This is a genomic window from Streptomyces sp. DSM 40868, from assembly GCF_011820545.1.
Classification (GTDB): domain Bacteria; phylum Actinomycetota; class Actinomycetes; order Streptomycetales; family Streptomycetaceae; genus Streptomyces; species Streptomyces eurythermus.
In genome coordinates this window covers 7,484,468-7,501,159 of the sequence record NZ_CP050504.1, presented here as the reverse complement: position 1 = coordinate 7,501,159, position 16,692 = coordinate 7,484,468, and the positions used below count along the sequence as shown (strand labels likewise).

Here is a 16,692-nt window from a genome sequence, read left to right as displayed (position 1 = left end):
CGGCGGCCGGGGCGCCCCCACCGGCGGACGGCGGCGCCGCGCGCGCTCTGCCCGTCTTCCCCGGTGGCCGCTGACGGCAGCACCGTGCGTGCCCCGTCGGCCGCTTCACCCGACGGCCGCTCAGAGCAGCGCCGTACCTGCCCCCCCGACCCCTCACCCGGCGACCGCTCCCCTGAGCACCGGTCCGGGCGGCCCGTGGGCGACCGGATACAGTGCGGCGAGACGGCAGCCCGGTCAGGAGGGGAAGCGTGACCGACACCAGCAGCACCCGGCCCGCCGGGGGTGAGGCGCGAGCGCCGCGGCGCAGCCCGCTGCACCGCCTGATGCGCTACCTCCCCCTGATCGCCCCCGTCCTGCTGTGGACCGTGCCCTGCTGGGTGCTCCTGTACACCGGCCAGCACTGGCCGCTGCCCGTCACCCTGGCCGGCACCGTCCTGCTCGCCGCCTGCCTCGTCTGCATGCCGCTCGCGATGGCGCGCGGACACGGCCGGCGCCGGCAGGACCGGGCGGCGATCCTCGGTGACACCCTGCTGGGCACCGGCTGGGTGCTGTTCACCTGGTCCGTTCTGCTCGGCGTCCTGCTGCGGCTCGCGCTGACCGTGGCCGGTGTCGGCGGGAGCCAGGACCGGGCCCGCGTCGTGACATGGGCCGTCCTCGGCGTGAGCGCCGCCCTGCTCGCCTGGGGGTACGCCGAGGCCCGCCGCGTTCCCCGCGTGCGCCGGCTCGACGTGGAACTCCCGCGCCTGGGCGCCGGATTGGACGGGCTGCGGGTCGTCCTCATCACCGACACCCACTACGGCCCACTCGACCGCGCCCGCTGGTCGGCGCGGGTGTGCGAGCGGGTGAACACCCTGGAGGCCGACCTGGTCTGCCACACCGGCGACATCGCGGACGGCACGGCCGGACAGCGCCGCGCCCAGGCCGCCCCCCTCGGTACCGTACGGGCCACCCGCGCCCGGGTCTACGTCACCGGCAACCACGAGTACTACAGCGAGGCCCAGGGCTGGGTCGACCTGATGGACGAGCTGGGCTGGGAGCCGCTGCGCAACCGCCATCTGCTGCTCGAACGCGGCGGCGACACCCTCGTGGTCGCCGGCGTGGACGACGTCACCGCCGAGTCCTCCGGCCTGGCGGGCCACCGCGCCCATCTCGCCGGCGCCCTGGACGGCGCCGACCCCGGCCTGCCCGTCCTGCTCCTGGCGCACCAGCCGAAGTTCGTCGATCGGGCGGCAGCCGCCGGCATCGACCTCCAGCTCTCCGGCCACACCCACGGCGGCCAGATCTGGCCCTTCCACCACCTGGTCCGACTCGATCAGCCCGCCCTCGCCGGCCTCAGCCGGCACGGCGCCCGCACCCTCCTCTACACCAGCCGCGGCACCGGCTTCTGGGGCCCGCCGTTCCGCGTCTTCGCCTCCAGCGAGATCACCCTGCTCGTGCTCCGTTCCTCCCACCCGTCGACCTCGTCGTAACACGGGTGTCACACCACGGAATTACGAAACTTTCGAGCGAAAATCGGAATCTTTTCCTGCGGGGAGTATTGACGGTGCACCGTCATGGCTCGATCATCCCTGTCTGAGAAAGCGACCGCAGTTCGACATTTCGAACCACATCGGCCCTGCGCAATCCATGCCGCACGGCCGATCCACGCCCACCCGCGCGACGTCGGGATCGTTCCGTCCCGGGACGCGATCCCCCGCGCTTCAGTCCTTCCGTGATGTCCGTCTTGGAGGCACAGTCATGGGCTCGTACGCCCTTCCCGGATCCGCTGTCCGCCGCAGGCTCCGCGGCCCGCTCATGGCGCTGCTCGTCGGCGCCCTCGGTTCGGTCGGCGCACTGGCCGCGCCGACGACCGCGAACGCCGCCGAGAGCACGCTCGGCGCCGCGGCCGCGCAGAGCGGCCGCTACTTCGGCACCGCCATCGCCTCGGGCCGGCTCGGCGACTCGACGTACACGTCGATCGCGAACCGTGAGTTCAACATGGTGACGGCCGAGAACGAGATGAAGATAGACGCCACCGAACCGCAGCGCGGCCAGTTCAACTTCACCTCCGGTGACCGCGTCTACAACTGGGCGGTGCAGAACGGCAAGAAGGTGCGCGGGCACACCCTGGCCTGGCACTCGCAGCAGCCCGGCTGGATGCAGAGCCTCAGCGGCAGCAGCCTGCGCCAGGCGATGATCGACCACATCAACGGCGTGATGGGCCACTACAAGGGCAAGATCGCCCAGTGGGACGTCGTCAACGAGGCCTTCTCCGACGACGGTTCCGGCGGCCGGCGGGACTCCAACCTCCAGCGCACCGGCAACGACTGGATCGAGGTCGCCTTCCGCACCGCGCGCGCCGCGGACCCGGCCGCCAAGCTCTGCTACAACGACTACAACATCGAGAACTGGACCTGGGCCAAGACCCAGGGCGTGTACAACATGGTCCGGGACTTCAAGCAGCGGGGCGTGCCGATCGACTGCGTCGGCTTCCAGTCGCACTTCAACAGCGGCAGCCCGTACAACAGCAACTTCCGCACCACCCTGCAGAGTTTCGCCGCCCTCGGCGTCGACGTGGCCATCACCGAACTCGACATCCAGGGCGCCTCGTCCTCGACCTACGCCGCCGTGACCAACGACTGCCTGGCCGTCTCGCGCTGCCTCGGCATCACCGTCTGGGGTGTGCGCGACAGCGACTCCTGGCGGGCGAGTGACACGCCGCTGCTGTTCAACAACGACGGCAGCAAGAAGCCCGCCTACACCGCCGTCCTCAACGCGCTCAACGGCGGCACCACCACGCCGCCCCCCACGGACGGCGGCGGGCAGATCAAGGGCGTGGGTTCCGGCCGTTGCCTGGACGTGCCCAACGCTGCCACCACCGACGGCACCCAGCTCCAGCTGTGGGACTGCAACAACGCGACCAACCAGCAGTGGACGTCCACCGACTCCGGCGAGCTCCGGGTCTACGGCAACAAGTGCCTGGACGCCGCCGGCACCGGTAACGGCGCCAAGGTCCAGATCTACAGCTGCTGGGGCGGCGACAACCAGAAGTGGCGCCTGAACTCCGACGGTTCCATCGTCGGCGTCCAGTCCGGCCTCTGCCTCGACGCCGTCGGAGCCGGCACCGCCAACGGCACCCAGATCCAGCTCTACTCCTGCTCGGGCGGCAGCAACCAGCGCTGGACGCGGACCTGATGGAACCGTCCGCCGACGAGACGAAGGGGGGTGAATCGATGACGACGCACGGTCCGGCCTCCGCGGGACGGCATCGCTGGTGGTCCCGGATCGCGGCCGTGGTGGCGGCGACCCTCGCGATCGGCCTGCTCGCCGCCGTGCGGCCGGCGCCCGCCGAGGCGGCGACGGTGGACACCAACGCCTGGTACGTCCTGGTCAACCGCAACAGCGGCAAGGCGCTGGACGTCTCCGGCGCGTCCACCGCCGACGGCGCGCGGGTCGCCCAGTGGACGCGCACCGACGGAGCCAACCAGCAGTGGCAGTTCGTGGACTCCGGCGGCGGCTTCTTCCGCCTCAAGGCCCGGCATTCGGGGAAGGTTCTCGACGTGGCCGGCGCCTCGGCCGCGGACGGTGCCGCGGTCCAGCAGTGGGCCGACCACAACGGGACCAACCAGCAGTTCCGCCTGGCCGACTCCGACGCCGGCCACGTCCGGCTGATCAACCGGGGCAGCGGCAAGGCGGTGGAGGTGCAGGGCGGTTCCACCGCCGACGGCGGCAACGTCGTGCAGTACACCGACTGGGGCGGCGCCAACCAGCAATGGCAGCTGGTCAAGCTGTCGTCCGGCGGCGGAAGCGGAAGCGGTTGCGGCAGCGCCCCCGCTCTGACGAGCGGTACGCACACGATCCAGAGCGGCGGCAAGAGCCGCAGTTTCATCCTCCGGGTCCCCGACGGCTACGACAGCAGCCACCCCTACCGGCTGATCTTCGCCTTCCACTGGCGGGGCGGAACCGCCGGCGACGTCGCCTCGGGCGGCACCAGCGGGAGCGCCTGGTCCTACTACGGCCAGCAGGAACAGTCGGGCAACAGCGCGATCCTGGTCGCCCCCCAGGGCCTCGGCAACGGCTGGGCGAATTCCGGCGGTGAGGACGTCACCTTCGTCGACGACATGATCCGGCGCATCGAGGGCGCCCTCTGCGTCAACCCGGCACAGCGTTTCGCCACGGGATTCAGCTGGGGCGGCGGTATGAGCTACGCGCTCGCGTGCAGCCGGGCGAACGTGTTCCGGGCCGTCGCGGTCATGTCCGGCGCCGAGATCAGCGGATGCAGCGGTGGCACCCAGCCCATCGCCTACTTCGGGATCCACGGCATCGGCGACTCCGTCCTCGGTATCGCGCAGGGACGGTCCCTGCGCGACAGGTTCGTCGCCAACAACGGCTGCACCGCCCAGAGTCCGCGCGAGCCGGCGCCGGGCAGCCGCACGCACATCACCACCCTCTACTCGGGCTGCCGTGCCGGATACCCGGTCCAGTGGGCCGCGTTCGACGGGGACCACATCCCCGGTCCGGTCGACGGCTCCTCCGGCGAGAGCGGCGTCACCACCTGGACCAAGACGGAGATCTGGAAGTTCTTCGCGCAGTTCCAGTGACACACCCGCACCTTGGAGTGGAGCCAGGACGACCCTGGCTCCACTCCGTCGTTTTCCGTCCCCGACGGTTCGGTCTCCGCTCCGGCACCGGCCCCCACGCCATGCGACTCCGGAGCCGGCGCGGCTACAGGCCGACGTCCCGGCCGCGGATGTCCGCCATGGACTCGCGGCGCACCAGGAGGCGGGCGAGGCCGTCGCGTACGGCGGCCACGGGCGGGCGGCCCACCAGGTTGTAGCCCGAGGCCATGGACAGGTGGTAGGCGCCCGCCACGGGTACGGCGAGCAGATCGCCGGGGCGGACGTCGGCGGGCAGTTCGGCGTCGGCGGCCAGGATGTCGCCCGCTTCGCAGTGCCGGCCCGCCACGGTGACGCGGGCCCGTTCCGCGGTGCTGTGCCGGCCGGCCAGGCGGGGGGCGTAGCGGACGCCGTACAGGGCCGGGCGGGGGTTGTCGCTCATGCCGCCGTCCACGGCCACGAAGAGGTTTCCGCCCGAGCGCTTCACGGACAGCACGCGGTACAGAGCGACACCGGCGGGGCCCGCGATCGCCCGGCCCGGCTCGATGACCAGCCGGGGGACGGGGAGTCCGGCGGCGGCGCAGGCGCCGGCGAGTTCCTTGCGCACCTTGCGGGCCAGCGAGGTCAGGTCCAGGGCGTCCTCGCCGGGGCGGTAGGCGATGCCGTGCCCGCCGCCGAGGTCGAGTTCGGGCAGGACCAGCCCGTGCTGTTCGCGCAGGCGGGCCATCAGGCCGACCATGCGGCGCACGGCCGCGAGATACGGCTTCACACTGGTGATCTGTGAGCCCAGATGGCAGTGCAGCCCGGTGAGTTCGAGCTGCGGCTGACCGAGGACGCGGGCGATGGCGTGCTGGGCGTGGCCGTCGGTGATGGAGAGCCCGAACTTCTGGTCGTCCGTGCCGGTGCGGACCTTCTCGTGGCCGCCCGCGCTGATGCCGGGGACCACGCGCACCATGACCTTCTGGTGGCCGCCGGGGCCCACGGCGGCGGCCAGCCGGGCGATCTCCGAGGGGCTGTCGATGACGATACGGCCCACGCCCAGGCGGAGTGCCGTCTCCAGGTCCCGCGGAGACTTGGCGTTGCCGTGCAGCACCATCCGCTCCGGCGGGAAGCCGGCGGTGACCGCGAGCTCCAGCTCACCGGCCGAGCAGACGTCCAGGCCGAGGCCCTCCTCGGCCATCCAGCGGGCCATGGCGCGGCACAGGAACGCCTTGGCCGCGTAGAGGACTTCGGCGTCCGGGAAGGCGTTCCGGTAGGTGCGGCAGCGGTCGCGCACCTCGGCCTCGTCGAGGACGTAGACGGGGGTGCCGAAGCGGTCGGCGATCTCCGTGAGCGGTACTCCGCCCACGGCCAGGTCGCCGGGGCGGGACTCGGTGGCCGAAGCGGGCCACACCGACAGTTCGGCGAGGGCCGCGGGGGCGGCGGGTTCGTGAACGGTGGTCATCGCCTGCTCTCCTCTCAGCCGGTCCACCGGGCCGAGGCGGCCAGGGCCGCCGCCGGGACTGCCGGTCCGGCCGGGACTGCCGGTCCGGCCGGCGCCGGCGCGCAGGCCGTGAAGGGCGGGTCGATCGTGACGGTGGTGACGCCGAGCGGTGCGGTCAGCGCGCGCAGCGCGGGCTCGGCGAGACGGATCCACGCCTGGCCGGTGCCGAGGGCCGCGACGAGTCCGCGCGCGGAGGTGAAGCCGACGGCCGAGCGGTCACCGAGCGGTGTACGGAAGAGGCGGACCACGGACCCGGAGGGGCCCGGCCGGACCGGGACGTACAGGGGTCCGGCCGGGAACCGATCGGAGGGCTCGGGGTCTTCGCCGTACAGGAGTTGTTCCATGGGACACCTACCAGGAGAGAGCCGGAGTGCCCCGGACCCGGGAAGGCGGGCCGGGGCTCGCCGTCGACGTTATGCCCGTCCGCGCCCGGTCCCCGGCCCCTCCTGACGCGACGCTGACGGTGACCGGGACGACCTTGACGCGCTGTTGACGTGCCGGGCAGGCGACCCCGGCTCCCCTCACGACGCCTTCGCACCGAGCTCCGTACGCCGGTCGTACTCGGCGCGGGCCGTCGCGATCTCCTCCTTCGGGCCTACGGCGTCCCCGCCCGGCACAGGACGCGCAGTGCCTCCCGCGCCTCGTCCCGGTAGCGGTCGGCGACGAACGACCGCTGATGTTCGAAATGTTCGACCACGATCGCCTCCGCCTCGGGCGCGCCGCTGCGGGCCAGGGCGAGCAGGGCCGGGCCGTGGGGGTGCCGCATCATCGGGTCGGCGAGCAGCCGCAGCAGGTGGGGCAGGGCCTCGGCGGCGGGGCGTCCGGCGAGGGCGCGTTCGGCCGCGGCCCGGACGGACTGCGCGTACGGCGGGTGGGCCAGCCGGGCCAGGGCCGTGGTGCACTCCGGTCCGGGGCAGGCGGCGAGCGCCGTGACCAGGGCGCGGAGGGTGTCGCCCGGCCGGCGGTCACGGCCGGCCAGGTCCGGAAGGGCACAGAGGGCGGCGGCGGCCGGCGGGCCGATCCGCGCCAAGGAGTCGACCGCCGCCCGTACCGTCTCCGGTTCCGTGTCGGACGCCAGGTCCGTGAGGGCGGCGACCGCTTCCGCCGTAGGGAAGCTCCCGAGGGATCCGGCCGCCCGCAGCCGGAGCGACTCGGAGTCCGAGCGGGCCGCGCCCAGCAGCGCCGGAAGGGCATCATGGGCGCCGATCCGCCCCAGCGCCGTGACAGCGCGCGCCCGCAGGGCGGTCGCCTCTTCCTCGTCCCCGGCCAGGACCACCAGCGCCGGGACGGCCGGGCGGTGGCCGAGCAGGCCCAGCGCGTCGGCGGCGGCGCGGCGCAGGGCGGGCGGTTCGTCGGCGGCGAGGGCCGCGAGCAGCCCGGGGGCGGCAGCCTCGTGCCGCAGCAGGCCGAGCGAGATCGCCGCACCTCGCCGGGACACCGGCGTGCCCTCGTGCCCGCGCCCGCCGTCCGGCCCGAGCAGCCGCAGCAGTTCCCGTACGGGCGGCTCCGGCAGCCGGGCCAGTGTCGCCGCGGCGGTCTCGACGGTCCGCCGGTCCGGCAGCGCACGCTCCAGCAGCGCCGCCGCCACCATCCGCCCGGCCCTGGAGTCGACCGCTCCGAACGCGCCCAGCGCCCGCACGGCAGCCCTGCGCAGTTCGGCCGGGAGGGCCGGATCCAGCAGCGGCAGAATTGCTTCCGCCTCTTCCGCGGAACGCAGCGCGCCGCAAGAGGGCGAGACGAACGCCTGCGGCCGCTCGGTCATCACCTCGCAGATGACGACGCACCCGGCCTCGTACGGGTAAGCCTCCCGCGGATACGAATCCGGGACGTTCTCCCGGTGCCCACGCGGCCAGTGCCCCTGCGGGTCCTTCAGGAGCCCCCGCATCCGCGCACGCCCCTGCTCGGTGCGGGCCAGCAGCTGCCCGGCCAACCGCGCCGTCTCGCGGTCGGGGCCGCGCAACCGCCTCACCAGCGGCTCGATCCGGGAAGCGTGCAACCACCGCTCCGGCCCCGGCAGTTCGAGCAGCGCCCGCAGCGCCGCCCGGCGGGTCGGGTGCGCGGCCTCCGCGGTGTCGACGATGTGCAGCAGCGCGGGAGCGGTGCGCGGATCGCGGAAGGCGGCCAGCAGCCCGACCGCCTCGGCCAGTTGGTACGGCAGCAACCGCCACACCCGGGCCAGCACCGGCTCCAGCGCCTGCGGGTGCGGCGCCTCGGTGAGCAGCCACACGAGATGCGGCTCCGGCTGCCGGTCGAACCGTACGAGCAGCCGCTCACTCGCCTCCGCCCACGCCCCGATCGCGATCAGTGCCTCGAACGCGGCGGTCTCCAGCCGGTAACGCAGACTCTCACCGGCCTCCCCGTCCAGCAAACGGCACAACGCCGGCACGGCACGCTGTTCCCGTCGCCGCCCCAGCGCCCGCACCGCCTCGATCAGCGGCCAGGACCGGTCGTGGTTGTACGAGCCGAAGTCCGGGTCCGTCAGCAGCGGTTCGCACCGCTCCAGGCAGCGGATCAACGCCGCCCCGCCCTCCGCGCCGAAGGCCGGTTCGCCCAGCACCTCGGCCGCCCGCGCCGCCGTGAGAGCGTCCGGCCCTTCCAACGCCCGGCACAATCCGTCGAGATCCCCGGCCAGCCACAACCGCGCGACCCCGGTGTCCCGCTCGCCTCCCGTCCGCCCCCGCCCCTCACCCGCCCTCATCCGCCCGGCCGCTCCTCCGACAGGGCCACGTACAACGGCGTCCCGACCACCACCTCCCGCCGCGCCCCCGACCCGTCGGTCACCTGGCCGCGCAACAGCTCCCGCGCCAGGAACTCGCACCACATCGCGGGCCCGGCCAGCCGGTCGCACACCTCCACCACGTCATGCAGCACCCCGCCCCCGGGCCGCGCCACCGGCTCCCCGGCCGCCTCCGCCCGCGAGGCATCCCGCAGCAGCCGATACAGGGCCGGCAGCCATGAGTGCCCCACCCTTCCCAACTCCGGTGCCGCGCTGTGCCCCACCAGATGGTGCACCGACCCCACCAGCGAGACCAGCGTGTCCCCCGCCGCCCCCGACATCAGCACAGGCCCCTCGGCCCGCCCGTCCCACGACACCCGGAGCCCCGCCTCGCCCCGGAACCAGAACCCGGGCCCCGGCTCCTCCCCGGCATCCGACGACACCCATCCGACGTCGTACTCCCGCTCCAGGAACCCCTCCACCACGTCCAGCCGCTCGTACAGCCCCGCGTCCTGGCGCGCGGGCCGCTGCACGGACACCCCGGCGACCTTCAGATCCACCTTCGCCTCCGTCGTCAGCCGCGACAGCAGCTTCTGCGGGATCTGCGCGTGGAGCATCTCCACCTTCGCCTCGGACACGTACAGGTAGTACCGCAACCCCGCCTCCCTCACCGCAACGGCCGTTTCAGCATACGCAGTTGACGCATTCAGCCGGGGATGCCCACCCGTGGCCCGTTTCGTGGCGCAACCCGAATCGGGGGTTCCCCGGTAGGCTTACCGACGGTAACTTACCGTGGAGTAAGTAAGGGTCTGGTGGAACCGAACACACTCCCACGTAAGGAGCAACGGTGAAACACCTGGTCAGAAAGCTGACGACAAGAGCCTTACCCCTGGCCCTGGCCGCCGCCGGAGTCGCCGCCCTCCCGGTGACGACCGGCGCGGCCGCTGCCGCCGCACCCTCCCACGGCACCCTGCTGACGTCCGCCCCGGCGGACGTCAGGCTGGGGACCGGGGCACCCGCCGTGAACGCCTGGCACATCTCGTACGCGTCGACCGACTCACGAGGCGGCGCGAACACCGTCACCGGGACGGTTCTCGTGCCCGCCACCGCCTGGTCCGGCGGCTCGGCGCGGCCGCTGGTGGCGTACGCGCCCGGGACGCACGGGCTGGGGTCGAAGTGCGCGCCGTCCGCGCAGCTCGCGGCGGGAACGGACTACGAGACGGCGAACATCGTGGCGCTGCTCAGGAAGAACTGGGCCGTGGTCGTCACCGACTACGCCGGATACGGGGCCGGGCGGACACCTACGTACCTGGCGGGCCGGTCGCAGGGACAGGCGGTGCTGGACTCGGCGCTCGCCGCGTTCCAGGTGCCGGGGAGCGGGCTGAGCGGCAGCGCGATGACGGCGGTCTGGGGCTACTCGCAGGGCGGGCAGTCGGCCGGGTGGGCCGGTCAGCTCGAACCCTCGTACGCCTCGTCGCTGAACCTCGCCGGTGTGGTCGCGGGCGGCGTGCCCGGCGACTTCAAGGCGTCGGCGCGCTATCTGAACGGGAGCACCGGCGCTTCCTTCCTGCTCCAAGGGGTCGTGGGGCTCGCGGCCGAGTACCCGGACAAGATCCCCTTCGACGAGCTGGTCAACGACGCGGGGCGGGCGGCCGTCGCGGACGCCAAGGGCAAGTGCGTCTTCGAGACGCTCTTCGACTACATCAACGACGACATCAAGCAGTACACGGCGGGCGGCCGGACGCTGGACGAGCTGATGGCGATCGGGTCCGTGGGGGAGGTGCTGGGCGACCAGGACCTGGGCGGCACGAAGATCCAGGCACCGGTGTACCAGTACCACGGACAGGCCGACGAGATCCTGCCGCTCGACCAGGCGATCAGCCTGAAGAAGCGCTACTGCTCGCGCGGCACGGCGGTGAAGTTCGACGTCTACCCGAGCGAGCACATCGCCACCCAGTTCCAGGCCGCGCCGAACGTCACCAAGTGGCTCACCGACCGGTTCGACGGCAAGCCGCAGCTCGTCGGCGACTGCCTGAACATCCTTCCGCCGCCCCGGTCCACGGCCAACCCCGGCGGCGGCGACTTCGTCGTCTCGCTGAACAAGTGGCTGCTCAAGGGCGGCCTCCGGCTCAAGACGCTGGACGAGACGGTGCTCATGCCGGAGGGGTCCACCTTCACGGCGGACACCGACCTGACGGCCCGGCGACTCGAAGGCTCCCTCGCCGTGCCGACGTTCCTGGAACACCTGCGGGTGATCGGGCTGCCGGTGCAGGTGCGCATCGGGCTGAAGTCCGAGGGGACGAGCGGCACCGTCTCGCTGGACGACGCGGGCCGGCTGGCCGTCCACGGCAAGGCGCTCGCCACCGTGGAGATCGTGTCCGCCGGTGAGCTGGGAATCCACATCCCGGTGGGCTGCCGGACCGCGGAGCCCGTCGAGTTCGCGCTGGACTTCGAGGGGCCGGTCTCCGCGCTCGGCAGCGGCGGGCTGACGTTCTCCGGAACGACCGCCTTCCCCTCCCTCACCGACTGCGGGCTGTTCGGGCCGACGCTCAGCCTGGCCTTCTCCGGACCCGGCAACGGCTACACCTTCACGGTGGTGCCCCCGGAACCGAAGTCGTACTGAGCCGTCCCGCCGAGGACGCCTGCGGCGGGATTCACGAGGCGGGGCAGCCGGAATCGACCAGATACGGGCTGTCGCCGCACGCGCTGACCGGTCGGCCTGCGAGGCCGGCCGGTTCGCCCGTGACCACGGCGTCCAGCACGGCCCCCGAGCCGCTGCCGTTGCGAGCGGGCCCCGGCCCTCGCGCCCACACCCGCGGCGTCCGAGCGCCGACCACCACGATCCGCCTCGCCCGCGGCGGCCGGCGCCGGCCGCCCGCCATCCTGCCGACACCGGCCACCGCGACGACAGCGGGTCCGCGCACGCCCCCTCCTGGAACGGGCCCGGGTGCCGCACACCGGCCTGAGCCGCCCGCCGCCGAACCGACCAGCCCGTCGCCGACAAGGCCCACAGCTCCCACGGATTCCGCGCCTGCCCGCGCGAAGTCGGCATCGCGCTGCTCCCGCCCTCCGGCCGGCACCGCGGCCACCGCTGCCAGGCCCGCGATCATCCGCTCCCGTAGACGGCTCCAGGACGAGACCGGCGACGAGCGGTGCGGCCTCGCCCGTCCTTCGGCACGGCGTCCCCACGGCGACGGCAAACCGTCAGACGTCGTTCGTCCTGGAGGCGTCGACTCGGGTCACCTGGAGAGCCAGGATCATGAGGTGGGCCCGGTTGCTGGCTCCCGTCTTGCCGCGGATCCTGCGCAGATAGGTGTCGACGGTGTGCGGGCTCAGGTGCATGCGCCGGGCGATGGAGGTGTAGGTGTGCCCTTCCGCGAGGTGGCCCAGCAATTCGATTTCGCGGGCGCTCAGCAGATCGAGTACGTCGGTGGCGGTCGAGCTCACGGGTGTGCCTTTCGCGCGGGGGAGGTCTCTGCGTCTTTCGTCAAGGCACCCCAGTCCGGTCTGGGGTGTTCGGGCTCGTGGGGGTCATGGGGTGAGTTCGCCCCCGGGGAGGCGATGCCGGGACGGCTCGTCCCGCTGTTGAGCGGCTGCTTGTCGCAGAACGTCTTCCCGGCAGGGGCGAACCCGTGGCCGTGACGGCCGCTGTTGCCGGCGCCCGCCCCGGCCCCGAAGAGAGTGCGCGGACGCTCAGACGCCGGTGCCGTGGGCAGCGACGTACCCGCCCCAGCCGCTGTCGCCGTCACCCGTGGTCGGGCGTCGGCCGCCCCAGGCGCTGTCGCCGTCCAGCCCTGCCCCGGAGGCTACGATCCTGATCTCGGATCTCTCGGAGGCGGACGGCGTGGCGGCGAACGTGGAACCAAGGGCCAGGGCGGCGGCAACGGGGACAAGGGCGTGAACGGCCAGAGACCTCATGGGGGGTAGCTCCTTAGTGTTTCGAAGTCTCAGGATGCCGACGTGTCGACGCTTCGACAGTTCAGCACCGCGGGGAACCGGCCCGGGACCTCGGGTCGGTCCGGGTTTCCGGTGCCTCAAGGCTCGCCTGCCGCCGGCAGCCACACCATGGACCGAGCCGTTCACCAAGCTGCCCCGCAGCAAGACGAACAGGAGACGAAATGCACATCACTGGAGAACCCGGGACTATCAGCACCTCCGCCGGCCCTTCCGTCAGTCCTTCCCCCGGCCCCTCCAGCGAATCGTCCGTGGACCCGTCCGCGGGCCCCGGGCACCATGAAGTGGCCCTGTACCAATGGGTCGTCAGAAACGAGCGGCTCGACCGGGACCGTGCGGCGCGGGAGCTGGACCTGGGGCGGGCCGAGGTCGACGCGGCCCTCGCCGCGCTCACCGAACGGGGCCTGTTAAAGGCGGACGTGGACGATCCGGCCCGGCTGCGCCCGGTCGATCCGGACCTCGTGGCAGTGGTGGTCACGACCTCGCTGGAGACGTCGATCCGCGCCCAGCAGGCCGCGCTGCACCGCATACGCGACCAGTTCGCCAGTCTGCGCGGCCACTACCTGGACAGCCTGCGCCGAGGGTCCGTCGGCCTGGAACTGATACCCGGGCTGGAGGAGGTGCGCGCCGCCCTCAACCGGGCCTCCGCGGAGTGCACCGAGGAGATACTGACCAGCCAGCCGGGCGGGAACCGGGTGCCCGCCGCCCTCCAGGAGGCCTTGGCCCGCGACACGGAGATGCTGTCCCGGGGCGTGCGGATGCGCACCCTGTACCACCACACGGCGCGCTTCAACGGGCCCAGCCAGGCCTACGTCGCCATGGCGTCCGGACTCGGCGCAGAGTACCGCACCGCGCACGAGCTGTTCGGGCGCCTGATCGTCTTCGACCGGAAGGTGGCCTTCATCCCGGAGCAGGGGGACGGCTGGGGCGCCGTGGTGATCCGGGAACCCTCGGTCGTGCACTTCCTGTGCGAGCTGTTCGAGCAGTACTGGACCCACGCCGAACCGTTCTCGGACGCGGTGACGGACGGGCTGGAGGCCGTCGCGAAGGACATCGACCGGACCATCGTGCGGCTGCTCGCGGCAGGAATGAAGGACGAGACCATCGCGCGCCGCCTCGGCATGTCCCTGCGGACGGCCCGCAAGCACATCGCCGACATCATGGAGCAGCTGGGGGCGGAGAGCCGCTTCCAGGCCGGTGTCCTCGCTGCCCGGCAAGGTCTGCTCGACGACGGCGGGAAAACCTCTCCGGCCGGCTGACCCCCCCCCTCTCGCCTCCCCCTGGCAGCCCCGGCCCGCGGCCGGCACCCGCGCCCCGGGCCCGCGTCCCCCGCCCGAGGCCTCGCCCCGCCGTCGCCTGTTCCGGTCTCCGCCGCGCGCCCCGCCCCGCCCCGCCCGGGGCGCGCGGTACCGCCGTCCCGGGACTTCCCGAACGCCCTCCGATGCACCAGAGTTCAACTGCGCAGGCGCGTTACCCGGTCGGCGGACCGCACCGGTCCCTGCGGTCATGTGGCGGAAGAACAGCGGGCACCCTCGTCCCGGATGTCCCGTGCGCGGAGACAGGTTGTCCGCGCCGCGGCCGCGCCGCATGCCGGCACCCGCTCGCCACCGAGGCGGAGCCGCCGTGCATGCGGTGTGGTCCCCGCGGCCGGCACCCGGCCCCGGGCACGGCACGGGGAGAGGGCGCAGCGACGGGGAGTGTGAGTGGGACGTGGACTTCGAACCGGTCTCCGAAGGCGCCGCGGCCGGCCCGGGCCGCTTCGTCAGGGACCTGGCGCTGTGCCTGTCGGTCCACCGCGACCGGAGTCCGGCGCTCGTGTGGCCGGAGGGCATCGATGACCTGGTGGCCGACGCGAGCGGCGAACTTCCCGGACTCACCGGGCCCTTGGGCACCCTGCTTGGCTGTGAGGTGACCAGTTCGGCCCTCTCCCTGCCAGTGGGCGGACGCAGTGACGGCGACACGGTCGCGACCGATCTGGTGCTGCTGCCCGTGCGGGGCAGTTGCCGCGGCCGGGTCGGACCGCTGCCCCCCGGTCAGGGCTTCGCCGCTTCGGAACACACTTTGGAGCTGAGGCTGCGGATCGGGGAGGCGCTGTACGTGCCGCGCGGGTTCGTGTACTCCCTCGACTCCGCGCACACCCCGTGCAGACTCCAGGTGCTGGCACTGCATCCAGCGAGGTGGTGACGCTTCCGCCGTAAGGGAAGGTCTGCCGCGTCCGCCGGGTCCGTGCGGGGGCGGCTTCCGGTGACGGGGGCCGCCCCCGCGCGTGCGCCGGTCACCCCCTCGCCTTCGCCGGGTGACCCTCGGCGGCCCGCACCGCGCCCCCGTGCGCCCCGGCCTCTCGCGCCTCGGCCCCCTGCTCCCCGGCAGCTTGGCCCACCGGGTCCGGGCAAGACCCGTCCGGGCGTGACGCGTCCAGTTCCCGCCACACCGGGAACATCAGCGGCGCCAGGGCGATCGTCCCGTACACCCCGGCGAAGACCAGCAGCGCGCTCGGGACGTCCAGCCGGTCGATGAGCACTCCGGCGGCGAGCGCGCCCAGCGGGGTCGCCGCCAGCGCGCAGGCGACGATCAGCCCGAAGACCCGGGCGCGCACCGCCTCCGGGACGCGTTCGTACGCCACGGACATCATCAGCGGGTTCACGATGCCCGACCCGATCCCGGAGACGGCCAGGCCGCCCAGCAGCAGGGCGGGGGTGGGCTCCTGGGCGAGCAGGACGCAGCGCAGCGCGCCGAGCAGGACGAAGCAGGCGACGAAGACCTTCCGGCGCGGCCAGCGCTGCCCGAGCCAGCCGTGCAGGGCCGTACCGACGAGCGCGCCGGCGCCGATCGCGGTCACCATCACACCGAGCAGCGAGCTGCTGTGCAGCACCCGGGTGCCGTAGGCCGGGTAGAGGACCGCGTTGAGGCCGCTGTCCAGGGCGTTGGAGACCAGCAGGACCCCCACCATGGCGCACATCAGCCGGTCGGCGCGCAGGCTGACGAAGCCCTCGCGGAGGCGGGCGGCGTAGGAGCCCTCGTCGGCGGAGCGCGCCGGGGGTTCGCCCGGCAGGAAAGCGAGGACGAGGAGCGCGGACAGCAGGAGGGCGGCTCCGTCGGTGAGGAGGGTGAGCACGGGGCCGACGGCGGCGACCAGGACGCCCCCGAGCGGGGCGCCGGCCATGAGGCCGATACGGCGGGCGCCCTCCATGGCGCTGGTGCCGCGTTCGACCGGGGTTCCGGCGCGGCGCATCGCGGCAACCGCCAGCACCTGCTTGGCGGTGTCCGCGGGCCCCCGGAAGACGCCGGTGAGCAGGGCGAGGAGGGCCAGGACCGGCAGGGGCAGTCCGGTCGTGCCGTGCAGGAGGGGGACGAGGCCGAGGGCGAGGGCGGTCAGCAGGTCCGCGGCGACGCCGGCGGAGCGGGCGGGCAGGCGGTCGACGAGGGGGCCGGCGAGCACGGCGGAGCAGAGCAGGCCGACGGTCTCGGCCGCCGCGACCGTCCCGGTGCTGGTCCCGCTTCCGGTGCTCCGCAGGACGAACCAGGGGAAGGCGAGCATGCTCGCGGCGGTCCCGGCCGACGAGAGGGCGGTCACCACGACCAGCGTCAGCAGTGGCACGCGTCTGTTCATGGGCGTCGTACTCCTGGGAAAGGGGCCGTGCCCGGCGTGGAACGCCGGGCACGGACGGCGGGGTGCGACGGGGGTCAGGCGGTGGCGTCCATCGTGCGGCGCAGGCTGAGGGGGCGCATGTCGGTCCACACCCGGTCGATGTGGGCCAGGCAGTCCTCCCTGCTGCCGCGCATCCCGCTCTCCCGCCAGCCGGCCGGGATCTCCCGGTCGGCGGCCCAGAGGGAGTACTGCTCCTCGTCGTTGACGACGACGGTCCATTCCTGTGCCGCGGCGGCGTTCATGAGGTGCTCCTTCGGTGTCAGGGGTTTCAGTGGGTTACTCGGTGGGGTCGTGG

The 16,692-nt window shown here is 73.2% G+C and carries 15 protein-coding genes; 6 read left to right on the top strand and 9 right to left on the bottom strand.

The annotated features are described in order from the left end of the window. The first annotated feature begins 248 nt into the window (after positions 1 to 248). The 3 genes from HB370_RS33905 (at position 249) to HB370_RS33895 (ending at position 4,580) form a co-directional block, all read left to right on the top strand. Positions 249 to 1,469 carry a metallophosphoesterase gene (locus HB370_RS33905; RefSeq protein WP_030791595.1) on the top strand — a complete coding sequence of 407 codons (1,221 nt, stop codon included), beginning with the start codon at positions 249 to 251 and terminating at the stop codon, positions 1,467 to 1,469. A gap of 268 nt (positions 1,470 to 1,737) precedes the next feature. Continuing rightward, positions 1,738 to 3,174, top strand: a complete 1,437-nt coding sequence (locus HB370_RS33900) for an endo-1,4-beta-xylanase (protein WP_030791598.1) — start codon at positions 1,738 to 1,740, stop codon at positions 3,172 to 3,174. Between the two features lie 38 nt (positions 3,175 to 3,212). Beyond that, entirely contained in the window at positions 3,213 to 4,580 is a 1,368-nt protein-coding gene (locus tag HB370_RS33895) for an RICIN domain-containing protein (protein WP_051816121.1), read from the top strand. Between the two features lie 124 nt (positions 4,581 to 4,704). On the opposite strand, the gene lysA is transcribed toward HB370_RS33895, so the two are convergent. The 4 genes from lysA to HB370_RS33875 all read right to left on the bottom strand — a co-directional run bounded on the left by lysA (position 4,705) and on the right by HB370_RS33875 (position 9,450). Next, complete coding sequence (gene lysA, locus HB370_RS33890; protein ID WP_030791604.1) at positions 4,705 to 6,039, bottom strand: diaminopimelate decarboxylase; 1,335 nt, start codon at positions 6,037 to 6,039, stop codon at positions 4,705 to 4,707. Positions 6,040 to 6,053: 14 nt separating this feature from the next. Then, a complete protein-coding gene (locus HB370_RS33885) occupies positions 6,054 to 6,422 on the bottom strand; it encodes an SAV_915 family protein (protein WP_030791607.1) in 369 nt (122 codons plus the stop codon). Between the two features lie 251 nt (positions 6,423 to 6,673). Further along, positions 6,674 to 8,776, bottom strand: a complete 2,103-nt coding sequence (locus HB370_RS33880) for a HEAT repeat domain-containing protein (RefSeq protein WP_106980775.1) — start codon at positions 8,774 to 8,776, stop codon at positions 6,674 to 6,676. After that, positions 8,773 to 9,450, bottom strand: coding sequence for an SAVMC3_10250 family protein (locus HB370_RS33875; RefSeq protein WP_030791613.1), 678 nt, complete (start codon positions 9,448 to 9,450; stop codon positions 8,773 to 8,775). The genes HB370_RS33880 and HB370_RS33875 overlap by 4 nt, the downstream gene beginning before the upstream one ends. A gap of 191 nt (positions 9,451 to 9,641) precedes the next feature. Here HB370_RS33875 and HB370_RS33870 point away from each other — a divergent pair, with 191 nt between their 5' ends. Further along, positions 9,642 to 11,417 carry a lipase family protein gene (locus tag HB370_RS33870; RefSeq protein ID WP_051816116.1) on the top strand — a complete coding sequence of 592 codons (1,776 nt, stop codon included), beginning with the start codon at positions 9,642 to 9,644 and terminating at the stop codon, positions 11,415 to 11,417. A gap of 31 nt (positions 11,418 to 11,448) precedes the next feature. On the opposite strand, the gene HB370_RS33865 is transcribed toward HB370_RS33870, so the two are convergent. The 3 genes from HB370_RS33865 to HB370_RS33855 form a co-directional block, all read right to left on the bottom strand. Next, a complete protein-coding gene (locus tag HB370_RS33865) occupies positions 11,449 to 11,718 on the bottom strand; it encodes a hypothetical protein (protein WP_157855645.1) in 270 nt (89 codons plus the stop codon). 280 nt (positions 11,719 to 11,998) lie between these two features. Next, the gene (locus HB370_RS33860) at positions 11,999 to 12,241 is read right to left on the bottom strand and encodes a helix-turn-helix transcriptional regulator (protein WP_051816117.1); all 243 of its coding nucleotides are present in this window, start codon (positions 12,239 to 12,241) and stop codon (positions 11,999 to 12,001) included. Between the two features lie 246 nt (positions 12,242 to 12,487). Beyond that, the gene (locus tag HB370_RS33855) at positions 12,488 to 12,712 is read right to left on the bottom strand and encodes a hypothetical protein (protein ID WP_030791623.1); all 225 of its coding nucleotides are present in this window, start codon (positions 12,710 to 12,712) and stop codon (positions 12,488 to 12,490) included. A 320-nt stretch (positions 12,713 to 13,032) separates the two neighbouring features. Between HB370_RS33855 and HB370_RS33850 the strand changes: the two genes are divergently transcribed. Further along, complete coding sequence (locus tag HB370_RS33850; RefSeq protein WP_244405730.1) at positions 13,033 to 14,007, top strand: helix-turn-helix transcriptional regulator; 975 nt, start codon at positions 13,033 to 13,035, stop codon at positions 14,005 to 14,007. Positions 14,008 to 14,458: 451 nt separating this feature from the next. Then, on the top strand, positions 14,459 to 14,932 hold the full coding sequence (locus tag HB370_RS33845) for a hypothetical protein (RefSeq protein WP_051816118.1): 474 nt from the start codon (positions 14,459 to 14,461) through the stop codon (positions 14,930 to 14,932). A gap of 91 nt (positions 14,933 to 15,023) precedes the next feature. On the opposite strand, the gene HB370_RS33840 is transcribed toward HB370_RS33845, so the two are convergent. Both HB370_RS33840 and HB370_RS33835 read right to left on the bottom strand, forming a co-directional pair. After that, positions 15,024 to 16,358, bottom strand: a complete 1,335-nt coding sequence (locus HB370_RS33840) for an MFS transporter (RefSeq protein ID WP_063766450.1) — start codon at positions 16,356 to 16,358, stop codon at positions 15,024 to 15,026. Positions 16,359 to 16,432: 74 nt separating this feature from the next. Then, positions 16,433 to 16,639 (bottom strand): MbtH family NRPS accessory protein, encoded by a 207-nt coding sequence (locus HB370_RS33835; protein ID WP_030791634.1) that lies wholly within the window; start codon positions 16,637 to 16,639, stop codon positions 16,433 to 16,435. Between the last annotated feature and the right edge of the window lie 53 nt (positions 16,640 to 16,692).

What these genes read in the sequence shown, in the direction of transcription:
- HB370_RS33900 (WP_030791598.1), top strand. Translation starts at nt 1,738, where the DNA reads ATGGGCTCGTACGCCCTTCCCGGATCCGCTGTCCGCCGCAGGCTCCGC.
- HB370_RS33895 (WP_051816121.1), top strand. Translation starts at nt 3,213, where the DNA reads ATGACGACGCACGGTCCGGCCTCCGCGGGACGGCATCGCTGGTGGTCC.
- lysA (WP_030791604.1), bottom strand. Translation starts at nt 6,039, where the DNA reads ATGACCACCGTTCACGAACCCGCCGCCCCCGCGGCCCTCGCCGAACTG.
- HB370_RS33885 (WP_030791607.1), bottom strand. Translation starts at nt 6,422, where the DNA reads ATGGAACAACTCCTGTACGGCGAAGACCCCGAGCCCTCCGATCGGTTC.
- HB370_RS33880 (WP_106980775.1), bottom strand. Translation starts at nt 8,776, where the DNA reads ATGAGGGCGGGTGAGGGGCGGGGGCGGACGGGAGGCGAGCGGGACACC.
- HB370_RS33855 (WP_030791623.1), bottom strand. Translation starts at nt 12,712, where the DNA reads ATGAGGTCTCTGGCCGTTCACGCCCTTGTCCCCGTTGCCGCCGCCCTG.
- HB370_RS33840 (WP_063766450.1), bottom strand. Translation starts at nt 16,358, where the DNA reads ATGAACAGACGCGTGCCACTGCTGACGCTGGTCGTGGTGACCGCCCTC.
- HB370_RS33835 (WP_030791634.1), bottom strand. Translation starts at nt 16,639, where the DNA reads ATGAACGCCGCCGCGGCACAGGAATGGACCGTCGTCGTCAACGACGAG.